This window comes from Aquabacter sediminis (assembly GCF_028863665.1).
Taxonomy (GTDB): Bacteria; Pseudomonadota; Alphaproteobacteria; order Rhizobiales; family Xanthobacteraceae; genus L1I39.
This window is the reverse complement of record NZ_JARBFX010000007.1, coordinates 246635-258086: the sequence shown is the minus strand read 5'-3', so window position 1 is coordinate 258086 and position 11452 is coordinate 246635. Positions and strand designations below refer to the sequence as shown.

The window sequence follows — 11452 nt, the reverse complement described above, 5'->3', positions numbered from 1 at the left end:
CATCACCCGGCGCCTGAGCCGGCTGTCACAACATCAAGTCGTGAGAAGCATCCAGAGACGACGAACCAGCCGCTGAACTCGCGGCCGCAGCCCGTCGTTGATGGGCGGTTTATAGGACCCCCAATTTGGGGTGTCAACACCGATTTGGAACTTTCCGTCCGTACCGCCGTTTCCTAAACCCGACGCCGCCGCGGAGGGGCGCTGGAGAACCTTGGCCGGCAAACACTTTGCGCGGCCTGTCCACAGCCGTTCACAGGCCTGTCATATCCGCTTCTTCGGAGGCGTGACTCAGCGTCGTCAGACCGTGGCGCTGCATCTTGGCGTAGAGATTGCTGCGTGAGAGGCCCAGGTCCCGGGCGGCCGCTTCTCGTGTTTCGGAACGACGGAGAGCGGCGGCGATCATGGATTTCTCAAGCGCCGCAACCGCTTCAGTCAAACGGCCCGGCCGGGCCGTCATGGGCGCCAGCGCCTCTTCGGTGGCCAGTCCCAACGCCTCTGCAACATCGACCGCTTCGATGGAGCCGCCTTCCGCACGCACATAGATCTGCTCGATGACATTTGCGAGCTCGCGTACGTTTCCGGGCCAGCGGTGCCGCTCCAGCAGGGCTTCGGCCTCGGGTGTGATCGGTCGGGCGGCCACGCCGTGCGACTTTGCGACCCGTGCCGAGAATCGCGACGCAAGCAGGCCGATATCACCCTCCCGTTCCCGCAACGGCGGAAGGCGGATGGAGAGCACGTTGAGCCGATAATAGAGGTCTTGCCGAAAGCGGCCGGCTTCCACCATCTGGGAAAGGGGTCGGCTGGTTGCGGCGATGATGCGGACATCGACGCGCGCGAGCTGGTTTGATCCCACCGGCTCCACTTCACCCTCCTGGAGCGCCCGCAACAGCTTGGCCTGGAGCGCGAGGGGCATGTCGCCGATCTCGTCGAGAAAGAGGGTTCCCTCGTGGGCGATCTGGAACTTGCCGGGTCGCGGCTGACGGGCAGCCCCGGTGAAGGCCCCTGGCGCCACGCCGAAGAATTCGGCCTCCAGGAGGTTTTCTGGCACGGCGGCCATATTGATCGCCACGAACGGGCGGTTCACGCGCCCCGAAGCGGCGTGGATGGCATGGGCCGCCATCTCCTTTCCTGTTCCAGTCTCCCCCAGCAGCAGGACTGGAGAGCGCACTTCCCCCGCCCGCCGGAGCAGGCGACCGACGTCACGCATGACGGGGCTCGCCCCCAGGATCTGCTCGCTGGTGTAGCGATGCGAGCGTGTGGTCGAGAGCGCCTGCTCCATGCGCGCAAGGCGCGCCTGGAGGTGGTGCACCCGCTCGGCAATGGGCCGCAGATGGGGGATGCTGTTCTTCAGGGCGAAGGCGAAGGCACCGATGATCTCCCCCGTCGCCGCCCGCAAAGGCAGGCGCGTCACCAGGAGCGTCTTGTCGCCATATTGAATGACGTCCAGCGGTTGGGGGCGACCGGTCTCCACCACTTCACGCAATCGGCTGTGGGGAATGACCCGCTCGATCTCCTCGCCGACCACGTCGCGCAACTCAATGCCGCCGAGAAGCGCCAGCTGACCGGGATTGAACCAGACCACCCGCGCGCGCTCGTCGACGATGGTGGCGCCGTCAATCATCTCCTCCACCATTTCAAGGAGTGAGCGGGCGGCGAGAAGCCGGGCCTCTGCATCCATTGGCATTGCTGCTTCCTTCCCGCGTGTCCTGAAACTTGGACGCCTGTTTCATCTCAGGACACACCAATAGGGGCCATACTTCAATGGCTTCAGCGATCCTGTCTCTCGCGGCGGCTGGGAGTGCGTCCGCAATCTGGGACATGAAGTTCAACGGAACGGCAAGGCGCCGGCCGGGAAGCCTTGGGATCCCTGGCTCTTGGCACTCCCCACAGTGGTGGCATGCGCCTTGCTGACGATTCCGCGGGGGCGTCGGGGTTGGAGTCCACTCCTGCCGTGGAGAGGGATGCCCGGTCACGGGCCATCGGGATGGGAAAGAGCATGCTGAAGCATGTTGAACGCGATCGGCCGGAACGTGTCGGGCCGCCCGCATGCAGGGGCACACCGCTCTTAACAGCAGAAGGACAGAAGGCATGAAGGGTCGCAACGCGGTTGTCACGGGATCCACCTCGGGCATCGGACTTGCCATCGCAAGCGCACTGGCAGCGGCGGGTTGCAATGTGATGCTGAACGGGTTCGGCGACGCGGCGGAAGTCGAGGCGGCTCGACGGGAAATGGCAGAGACGTCCGGCAGCACCGTCGCCTATTGCGCAGCCGACATGGCCCGCCCCGCCGAGGTGAGGGATCTCCTGGAGACAGCCGCGCGCACGCTCGGGCCGGTGGACATCCTGGTCAACAATGCCGGAATCCAGCATGTGGCGCCGCTGGCGGACTTTCCGGAAGAAAAATGGGATCAGGTGCTGGCGGTGAACCTGTCGGCCGCGTTCCATGCCAGCAAGGCCGCCGTGCCCGACATGGCCGACCGCGGGTTCGGCCGCATCGTGAACATCGCCTCGGCGCTGGGTCTGGTGGGAGCGCCCCACAAGCCGGCCTATGTGGCAGCCAAGCACGGCCTGGTGGGCCTCACGCGCTCGATCGCCCTGGAAGTCGCCCAGGCCGGCATCACCTGCAACGTGGTCTGCCCGGGCATGGTGATGACGCCCATCATCGAAATGCAGGTGGCCGACCAAGCGCGCGTCACCGGTCTGGAGCCTGAGGCGGTGATCCAGGGCGTGTTCCTGGAGAACCAGCCCATCCGTCGCCCAGTGACCGTACAGGAGATTGCGGCGGCAGTGGTGTTCCTGTGCTCGGACGCCGCAGCCGGTGTGACGGGGGCCGTGCTTCCCGTGGACGGGGGCTACACGGCGCGGTGAGGCCGCGCCCCGACATCCAACAACAATCAAGGCAGGGAGAAAGCACATGAAGGGTCAGATACTCGCGGTCGCGCTCGGCGCCGCGTTGAGTGGGTTGGCGGCGCCGGTTCAGGCCCAGGTGACCGATGGCAAGATCAAGATTGGCGTCCTGTCGGATCTGACCGGCGTCTATTCGGACATTAATGGCGAGGGCTCGGCCCTCGCGGCGCGCATGGCTGCGGAAGAGTTCGGCAATGCCATCAACGGCGTTCCCGTCGAGATCGTGGTGGCCGACCATCAGAACAAGGCCGATGTGGCCGCCGGCATCGCCCGCAAATGGGTGGACACCGAGCAGGTGGACGTGATCGCCGACGTGCCAAACTCCGCTGCGGCCCTGGCGGTGCAGGGCATCACAAAGGAGCGCAAGCGCATCTTCCTCATGTCGGGTCCCGGCGCCGTTGACCTGACGGGCAAGGCCTGCAGCCCCTATGGCTTCATGTGGACCTGGGACACCCATTCCGTCTCCGCCGCCACAGCGCGGGCGCTGGTGGCCAAGGGCGACAAGACCTGGTTCTTCATCACCGCCGACTATGCCTTCGGCCATTCGCTGGAAGAGGAAGCCAGCAAGACCGTCAAGGCTCTGGGCGGTACAGTGAAGGGCGGGGTCCGTGTGCCGCTGGCCACATCTGACTTCTCCTCCTTCCTGGTCCAGGCCCAGGGCTCCGGGGCCAAGGTGGTGGCCCTGGCCAATGCGGGCGGCGACACCATCAATTCCGTGAAGCAGGCCAATGAATTCGGCTTGCCCCAGGGCGGCCAGACCCTGGCGGGTCTGCTACTGAACATCAACGACATCCATGCGCTGACCCTGCCGGTGGCGCAGGGGCTGACCATGGCAAATTCCTTCTACTGGGACATGAATGACGGAACGCGCGCGTGGTCGAAGCGCTTCGAGGAGAAGACCGGCCGCAAGCCGTCCATGAACCAGGCCGGCGTCTATTCAGCCGTCCGCCACTATCTCCAGGCGGTCAAGAACACAGGCACCGACGATGCCGACAAGGTCGCGGAGAAGATGCGCGCCACGCCCGTCAACGACATGATGATGAAGGATGCCCGCATCGGGAAGAACGGTCGCGTCTTCGGCAACATGTACCTGTTCGAGGTCAAGAAGCCGGCACAGTCCAAGGGGCCGTGGGATTACCTCACCCTCGTCGAGACCATTCCCGGCAAGGAGGCCTACATTCCCGAGGCGGAAAGCGGCTGTCCCCTGGTGAAATGAGGGCCGCGGCGCATCTGCGCATCCTTCTGCACGTGGCTCCCCATTCGACAGGTGCGCCCACACGCCTCTAGAAAGGGATCTCACGGCGGGCTCGATCGCCTGACGCCCGTTGGGGCGTCAGGCGGCCCTCGATGGACCGCGGCCGCGGAGGAAGCGCCATGCGACAGGTGGGATTCATCATGGAAGACGGCTTCCAGGTCATGGGTCTCGCAGCGCTGTCTGCCTTCGAGTTCGCCAATATCGAACTGGGGGAACAGGCCTATGGCCTTTCGGTCATGTCGGAACGCGGCGGGCCGATCCGTTCCACTCTGGGCGTCCGCATCGAGACCCTGCCGCTCGGCGCGTTCCCCGATACGCTCATGGTGCTGGGCGAGCTCTCCCCCCGCCCGGTCTCGCCGGCCCTGCGGGCCTATGTCACCGCGGCCGGCCAGCGCGCCCGGCGGGTCGCGGGCGTGTGCACCGGGGCTTTCGTTCTGGCGGAGGCCGGCCTCCTGGATGGCCGTTCGGCCACCACCCACTGGGCCCATGCCGGTGCGCTTCAGAGCCGGTTTCCAGAGGTCCACGTGGACGGCGACCGCATTTTCGTCCGGGACGGCCATGTCTGGACATCGGCCGGCATGAGCGCGGCCATCGACCTGGCGCTTGCCCTCATTGAGGACGACTATGACGCGGCGCTCGCTCGCGCCATCGCCCGGCGACTGGTCGTCTATCACCGGCGCCCTGGGGGCCAGTCCCAATTCTCCGCCATGCTGGAACTTGAGCCGCGTTCGGACCGGGTGCGGCGGGCGCTGATCTACGCGAAGGAAAACCTGCGCAGCACGCTCGCGGTGGAGGATCTGGCGGAGGCCGCCAGCCTCAGTCCGCGCCAGTTCAGCCGCGTCTTCCGCGAGGAGACCGGCCAGTCACCCGCCAAGGCTGTCGAACGTCTGCGCCTGGAAGCGGCGAAGGTCATGCTGGAAGAGGGTCGGCATTCCCTCGACGAGGTGGCGCGGCACACCGGCTTTGCGGACCGCGATCGGATGCGGCGCGCCTTCCTGCGCTTCTTCGGGCACCCTCCGCAAAGTCTGAGGCGTACGCTGCGCCTAGGAGGCGGAAATGCAGACTCCGAAGCGCCGGCGACCTTGATGTCCTGATTTGCCGTTTATATGACATTTCCGCCATAAGGGGCCTGCGCCATTGTCACCGCACCACATCGAACCCAGCGGGTGACATCATGCAGACGACCGGCAACACCATTTTCATCACCGGGGGCGCATCCGGCATCGGGCGCGGCCTCGCGGAAGCATTCCACAGGCTCGGCAACAAGGTGATCATTGCCGGGCGGCGCGCGGCGCTGCTGAAGGAGGTCACGCAAGCCAATCCGGGCATGGCGGGTGTGGAGCTCGATATTGCCGACCCGGCGGACATTGCGCGGGTGGCGGGCGAACTGGTGCGGGATTATCCAAGCCTGAACGTGCTGATCAACAATGCCGGCATCATGCCGTTCGACGATGCGAGCGGCGTCATCGACGATGCGGTCTGCGAGAAGATCATCGCCACCAATCTGCTCGGCCCCATCCGCCTGACTTCGGCGCTGATCGAGCACCTCAAGGCACAGCCGCGGGCGACCATCATCCACAACACCTCGATCCTCGCCTATCTGCCGCTGGCGACGACGGCGGTCTATTCCGCCACCAAGGCGGCGCTGCATTCCTACGCCCTGTCGCAACGCTTCATGCTGCGCGACACGTCGGTCACGGTGCAGGAAATCGCCCCGCCTTGGGTGGACACCGACCTCATTAAAAAGAGCGGGGATCCGCGCGCGATGCCGCTCCCCGTCTTCATCGAGAAGACCATGGCCGGCCTCGCCACCGAGATAGAGGAAGTGGTGGTGGAAGAGGTGCAGGCGGTGCGCGACAATCCCGGCAGCGGCGAACATGCGCTCGTCCACGGCTTCAACCTGGCCCTGGTCGCCAATCCCATCCCGGTCTGAGCGGCGATCGGCCCTCGCCGGTGGGCGGGGGCCAGTCCTTCAGGCCGCGCAGCGGGCGGCGAGGGCCTGGGCCACGCGGGAGGTGGGTTCGCGGCCGAGCGCGGCGGTGATGGCGCGGCCAGCGGCCGCGAGCTTGTCCAGGTCGACGCCGGTGGAAACGCCGAGGCCGTCCAGCATATAGACCAGATCCTCGGTGGCGAGATTGCCGGAGGCGCCCTTGGCATAGGGGCAGCCGCCGAGGCCGGCCACCGAGCTATCCACCACATGGATGCCAGCGTCCAGGCAAGCGAGCACATTGCCCAGCGCCTGCCCGTAGGTGTCGTGGAAGTGCACGGCAGTGCGCCCGACGCCAATGGCGGAGGCCACGGCTGAGGCCATCGCCTTGGCTTTGTCGGGCGTGCCGACGCCGATGGTGTCGCCCAGCGAAACCTCATAGCAGCCCATGGCCGCCAGGGCTTCCGACACCTCCACCACCTTGGCCACCGGCACCTCGCCCTGATAGGGGCAGCCGAGCACGCAGCTCACATAGCCGCGCACGAGGATGCCGGCCTCCAGCGCCGCCGCCACCACGGGACGAAAGCGCTCCAGGCTCTCGGCGATGGAGCAGTTGATGTTCTTCTGGCTGAAGGCCTCGGATGCGGCGCCGAACACCGCCACCTCGTCCACATGGCAGGCGAGCGCGGCCTCAAGGCCCTTCATGTTGGGCACGAGCACCGGATAGCGAACGCCCGGCTTGCGGGTGATGGCAGCCATCACCTCAGCCGTATCCGCCATCTGCGGCACCCATTTGGGCGAGACGAAGCTGCCGCTTTCCACCACCGTCAGGCCGGCATCCGCCAGGGCATCAATGAGCGCCACCTTGGCAGCCAGCGGCACAATGCCCTTTTCGTTCTGGAGCCCGTCGCGTGGACCGACCTCGACGATACGCACTTCAGCGGGACGGCTCATGCCGGATCCTCCAGAACCAAGAGCTCGGTGCCATCATCCACCAGGTCGCCGACAGCGAACCGGATGGACGCGACGCGCCCGGAGCGGGGCGCGGCCACCGTATGCTCCATCTTCATGGCTTCCACCACCACCAGAGCGGTGCCCTTTTCAACCAGATCACCCGGTGCCACGGCGATGCGGGTGATGGTGCCCGGCATGGGCGCCACCAGTCGCCCGGCGGTGCCGGTCGCCTCGATGCTGGCAAGGCGCGGGTCCACATGGTCGAGGCTGCGCTCGGCACCCGCCGCGAAGACGGTGAGCCGAGCGCCGGAGCGCACCACGCGGGCGGTCAGCCGGACGCCGGCGAGGCGGGCGATGAGGGTGCCGTCGTCGGAGAGCTTGCCCTCCACGGCGAGGCGTCCGCCCGGCAGGTCCAGCTGGAAACCATCCGCCGCATAATGAGCCCGCACGGCGATGCGCGTGTCGCGGTCGGCGAAGGTCAGGTCCACGAAGGCCGACCGATTGAGCCGCCAGCCCGGTGCCAGTCCCCAGGGCGACCAGGGATCGGCCGGGTCCGCGGAAGACGCGGAAGCGCGGGCCTCGTCCAGCAGCACATAGAGGGAGGCGAGCGCGAGGGAGCGCTCGTCTACCGGCGCGGGCGGCGGCAAGAGGGTGTCGCGGTGGCGCTCGATGAAGCCGGTGTCGAGATCGGCGGCGGTGAAGGCCGGCTCGGCGAGGATGGATTGCAGGAAGGCGCGGTTGGTGGACAGGCCGACCACCTGCGTCGCCGCAAGAGCCGCACGCAGGCGTCCCAGCGCTTCCGACCGGTCGGCACCGGCCGCGATTATCTTGGCGATCATGGGGTCGTAATGAATGGAGACTGAGTCCCCCGCCCGCACGCCGGAATCCACTCGCACGCCGGCAATGGCGTCGGGCAGGACCAGATGATCGAGCCGGCCCACCTGGGGCAGAAAGTCCTTCTCAGGATCCTCCGCATAGAGGCGGACCTCGATGGCGTGGCCGATGAGCGGAATATCCGCTTGGGCCAGCGGCAGCGCCTCTCCGCGTGCCACCCGGATCTGCCATTCTACCAGGTCCTGGCCGGTGATGGCCTCGGTGACGGGATGCTCCACCTGGAGACGGGTGTTCATCTCCATGAAGAAGAAGTCGTCGCCCTCGGCGATGAATTCCACCGTGCCGGCGCCCACATAGCCCACCGCCCGGGCGGCATCTACGGCCGCCTGGCCCATGGCCGCACGCCGTTCCGGGCTCATGCCGGGGGCGGGAGCCTCCTCCACCACCTTCTGGTGGCGGCGCTGGATGGAGCAGTCGCGTTCGTGGAGATAGACCACGTTGCCGTGCGTATCGGCGAAGACCTGCACCTCTATATGGCGCGGGCGGGTGAGATATTTCTCCACCAGCACCCGGTCATCGCCAAACGCGTTGCGGGCCTCACGCTGGGCCGAGGCGAGCGCGTCGGCGAACTCCTCTGCGGACCTCACCACCTTCATGCCCTTGCCGCCGCCGCCGGCGGAGGCCTTGATGAGCACGGGATAGCCGATGCGCGCCGCCTCCCGCGCCAGCAAAGCGGGGTCCTGGTCCGCACCATGATAGCCTGGCACCAGCGGCACGCCGGCCTTTTCCATCAGCACCTTGGCGGCGCTCTTCGAGCCCATGGCCTCGATGGCGGACGCCGGCGGGCCGACAAAGACAATGCCCGCATCCGCGCACGCCTTGGCGAAGGTGGCATTCTCGGAGAGAAAGCCATAGCCGGGATGGATGGCATCCGCGCCCGAAGCCTTCGCGGCCTCCAGGATGGCGTCGATGCGCAGATAGCTCTCGCGGGCGGGCGCGGGGCCGATGGGATAGGCCTCGTCGGCGCTCGCCACATGGAGGGCGCGAGCGTCGGCGTCCGAATAGACGGCGATGGTCTTCAGGCCCATGGCACGGGCGGTGCGCATGACGCGCACGGCGATCTCCCCGCGATTGGCCACGAGAAGCGTGCGGATGGGCCGCGTGTGGGTTCCGGTCATGCCTGCCCCCATTGTGGCTTGCGCTTTTCCAGGAAGGCGGTGAGCCCCTCGCGACCATCGGCGCTGGCGCGCTGGTCGGCGATGCGGGCGGCGGTGTCGGCGATGACCTCGGCGCTGAGCGGGCGATCCACCGCCGCGACGAGATCCTTGGTGGCGGCCTGCGCCGCCGGGCTGCCGGCGGACAGGGCTTTGAGATGGCGGGCGATCGCGCCATCGAGCTCCTCGGCTGGCACCACCTCATGCACGAGGCCCAGCGCCAGGGCGGTCTCCGCCGAGAAGCGCTCGGCGGTGAGGAAATAGCGCCGCGCCTGCCGCGCGCCCATGGCGCGGACCAGATAGGGGCTGATGACCGCCGGGATGAGGCCGATCCGCACTTCGGTCACAGCGAACAGCGCCTCGGGCACCGCCACCGCAATGTCTGAACAGGCGATGAGGCCGATGGCGCCGGCGAAGGCCGAACCGTGCACCCGCGCAAGAGTGGGCTTGGGGCAGGTGTCGATGGTGCGCATGAGCTCGCCCAGCGCACCGGCATCCGCCAGATTCTCCGCGCGGGAATAGGCCGCCATGCGGCGCATCCAGTTGAGGTCGGCCCCGGCGCAGAAGGAGGGACCATTCGCCCGCAGCAGGATGGCCTTCACCGCCGGATCGGCCCCGGCCTCGCCATAGGCGGCGGTCAGTGAGGCGATCAGGCCGTCATCGAAGGCGTTGTGGACTTCGGGGCGGTTGAGGGTGAGGACAGCGACCCCGTCCTCTCGGGAAACAAGGAGGCTCATCACATGCGGAACACGCCGAAGCGCGTGTCCTTCTCAGGGGCGTTGAGGGAAGCGGACAAAGCCAGCGCCAGCACCATGCGGGTGTCCGCCGGGTCGATAACGCCGTCGTCCCACAGGCGGGCCGAGGAATAATAGGGATGACCCTGGCGCTCATACTGGGCCTGGATGGGGGCCTTGAAGGCCGCCTCGTCCTCCGCCGACCAGCTGCCACCCTTGCCCTCAATGCCGTCGCGCTTGACCTGGGCGAGCACGTTCGCGGCTTGCTCGCCGCCCATCACCGAGATGCGGGCATTGGGCCACATCCACAGGAAGCGCGGCTCGAAGGCGCGGCCGCACATGCCGTAATTGCCGGCGCCGAAGGAATTGCCGATGACCACCGTGAACTTGGGCACCGATGCGCACGACACCGCATTGACGAGCTTGGCGCCATCCTTGGCGATGCCGCCGGACTCATATTTGCGGCCCACCATGAAGCCCGTGATGTTCTGCAGGAAGACCAAAGGGATATTGCGCTGGCAGCACAATTCCACGAAGTGCGCACCCTTCAGCGCGCTTTCCGAGAACAGGATGCCATTGTTGGCGATGATGCCAACCGGATAGCCGAAGATGCGGGCAAAGCCGGTCACCAGCGTGGTGCCGTAAAGCGGCTTGAACTCGTCAAACTCGGAGCCGTCCACGATGCGGGCGATGATCTGGCGCACGTCGAACGGCTTCTTGGGATCCTGCGAGACGATGCCGTAAATGTCCTCGGCATCATAAAGCGGCGCCTTGGGCGGGCGGATATCGAGGCCGTGGCCCTTCACGCGGTTGAGGTCGGCCACGATGGTGCGGGCGATGCCCAGCGCGTGGGCGTCATTCTCGGCCATATGGTCGGCGACGCCAGAGGTGCGGGTGTGCACGTCTGCACCGCCCAGCTCCTCGGCGGTCACGACCTCGCCGGTGGCCGCCTTCACCAGAGGCGGGCCACCCAGGAAGATGGTGGCCTGGTTCTTCACCATGATGGACTGGTCCGCCATCGCCGGCACATAAGCGCCGCCAGCGGTGCACGAGCCCATCACCACCGCGATCTGGGCGATGCCCTCGGACGACATGTTGGCCTGGTTGAAGAAGATGCGGCCGAAATGCTCGCGGTCAGGGAAGACCTCGTCCTGGTTCGGCAAGTTGGCACCGCCGGAATCGACAAGATAGAGGCACGGCAGGTGATTTTCCCGCGCAATGGCCTGAGCCCGCAGGTGCTTCTTCACCGTCATGGGGAAGTAGGTGCCGCCCTTCACCGTGGCGTCATTGGCCACGATCATGCATTCGCGCCCCGACACCCGGCCGATGCCGGTGATAATGCCGGCGGCGGGAATATCGTCGTCATACATGCCGTAGGCGGCAAGCTGCGACAGTTCGAGGAAAGGCGAGCCCGTGTCCAGCAGGGTGCGGATCCGGTCGCGGGGCAAGAGCTTGCCGCGCTTGAGATGCCGCTCGCGCGCCACCTGCCCGCCGCCCTCGGCGATGCGCTCCACATGGCCCCGCAGGTCCGCGACGCTCGCGGCCAGTGCCTCGCGATTTCGGCGGAAGACTTCCGACCGCCGGTCGACCGCGTCCTCGATGATCGCCATGCGCGCCTCACCCTTGA

Annotated in this window: 9 protein-coding genes; 4 read left to right on the top strand and 5 right to left on the bottom strand. The window is 66.8% G+C overall.

Annotation, left to right across the window (positions count from 1 at the left end; genetic code table 11):
• Positions 1 to 250: 250 nt before the first annotated feature.
• Positions 251 to 1684, bottom strand: coding sequence for a sigma-54 interaction domain-containing protein (locus PV781_RS16420; RefSeq protein WP_274776704.1), 1434 nt, complete (start codon positions 1682 to 1684; stop codon positions 251 to 253).
• Positions 1685 to 2088: 404 nt separating this feature from the next.
• Here PV781_RS16420 and PV781_RS16415 point away from each other — a divergent pair, with 404 nt between their 5' ends.
• The 4 genes from PV781_RS16415 (at position 2089) to PV781_RS16400 (ending at position 6095) form a co-directional block, all read left to right on the top strand.
• Positions 2089 to 2868, top strand: a complete 780-nt coding sequence (locus PV781_RS16415) for a 3-hydroxybutyrate dehydrogenase (protein ID WP_274776703.1) — start codon at positions 2089 to 2091, stop codon at positions 2866 to 2868.
• A 46-nt stretch (positions 2869 to 2914) separates the two neighbouring features.
• On the top strand, positions 2915 to 4123 hold the full coding sequence (locus tag PV781_RS16410) for an ABC transporter substrate-binding protein (protein ID WP_274776702.1): 1209 nt from the start codon (positions 2915 to 2917) through the stop codon (positions 4121 to 4123).
• Between the two features lie 158 nt (positions 4124 to 4281).
• The gene (locus tag PV781_RS16405; RefSeq protein WP_274776701.1) at positions 4282 to 5256 is read left to right on the top strand and encodes a GlxA family transcriptional regulator; all 975 of its coding nucleotides are present in this window, start codon (positions 4282 to 4284) and stop codon (positions 5254 to 5256) included.
• Between the two features lie 80 nt (positions 5257 to 5336).
• Positions 5337 to 6095, top strand: a complete 759-nt coding sequence (locus tag PV781_RS16400) for an SDR family oxidoreductase (RefSeq protein WP_274776700.1) — start codon at positions 5337 to 5339, stop codon at positions 6093 to 6095.
• A gap of 39 nt (positions 6096 to 6134) precedes the next feature.
• Here PV781_RS16400 and PV781_RS16395 read toward each other — a convergent pair whose 3' ends face one another.
• The 4 genes from PV781_RS16395 to PV781_RS16380 are packed head-to-tail and all read right to left on the bottom strand — an operon-like array spanning position 6135 to position 11435.
• The gene (locus tag PV781_RS16395) at positions 6135 to 7043 is read right to left on the bottom strand and encodes a hydroxymethylglutaryl-CoA lyase (protein ID WP_274776699.1); all 909 of its coding nucleotides are present in this window, start codon (positions 7041 to 7043) and stop codon (positions 6135 to 6137) included.
• Positions 7040 to 9055 carry an acetyl/propionyl/methylcrotonyl-CoA carboxylase subunit alpha gene (locus PV781_RS16390; protein ID WP_274776698.1) on the bottom strand — a complete coding sequence of 672 codons (2016 nt, stop codon included), beginning with the start codon at positions 9053 to 9055 and terminating at the stop codon, positions 7040 to 7042. Before PV781_RS16390 ends, PV781_RS16395 begins: the two co-directional genes overlap by 4 nt.
• Positions 9052 to 9828, bottom strand: a complete 777-nt coding sequence (locus PV781_RS16385) for an enoyl-CoA hydratase/isomerase family protein (protein ID WP_274776697.1) — start codon at positions 9826 to 9828, stop codon at positions 9052 to 9054. The genes PV781_RS16390 and PV781_RS16385 overlap by 4 nt, the downstream gene beginning before the upstream one ends.
• Positions 9828 to 11435 carry a carboxyl transferase domain-containing protein gene (locus PV781_RS16380; protein WP_274776696.1) on the bottom strand — a complete coding sequence of 536 codons (1608 nt, stop codon included), beginning with the start codon at positions 11433 to 11435 and terminating at the stop codon, positions 9828 to 9830. The genes PV781_RS16385 and PV781_RS16380 overlap by 1 nt, the downstream gene beginning before the upstream one ends.
• Between the last annotated feature and the right edge of the window lie 17 nt (positions 11436 to 11452).

Excerpts from the sequence above, each read along its gene's own strand:
- PV781_RS16400 (WP_274776700.1), top strand. The coding sequence starts at position 5,337 with ATGCAGACGACCGGCAACACCATTTTCATCACCGGGGGCGCATCCGGC.
- PV781_RS16385 (WP_274776697.1), bottom strand. The coding sequence starts at position 9,828 with ATGAGCCTCCTTGTTTCCCGAGAGGACGGGGTCGCTGTCCTCACCCTC.
- PV781_RS16380 (WP_274776696.1), bottom strand. The coding sequence starts at position 11,435 with ATGGCGATCATCGAGGACGCGGTCGACCGGCGGTCGGAAGTCTTCCGC.
- PV781_RS16415 (WP_274776703.1), top strand. The coding sequence starts at position 2,089 with ATGAAGGGTCGCAACGCGGTTGTCACGGGATCCACCTCGGGCATCGGA.
- PV781_RS16390 (WP_274776698.1), bottom strand. The coding sequence starts at position 9,055 with ATGACCGGAACCCACACGCGGCCCATCCGCACGCTTCTCGTGGCCAAT.
- PV781_RS16410 (WP_274776702.1), top strand. The coding sequence starts at position 2,915 with ATGAAGGGTCAGATACTCGCGGTCGCGCTCGGCGCCGCGTTGAGTGGG.
- PV781_RS16405 (WP_274776701.1), top strand. The coding sequence starts at position 4,282 with ATGCGACAGGTGGGATTCATCATGGAAGACGGCTTCCAGGTCATGGGT.
- PV781_RS16420 (WP_274776704.1), bottom strand. The coding sequence starts at position 1,684 with ATGCCAATGGATGCAGAGGCCCGGCTTCTCGCCGCCCGCTCACTCCTT.
- PV781_RS16395 (WP_274776699.1), bottom strand. The coding sequence starts at position 7,043 with ATGAGCCGTCCCGCTGAAGTGCGTATCGTCGAGGTCGGTCCACGCGAC.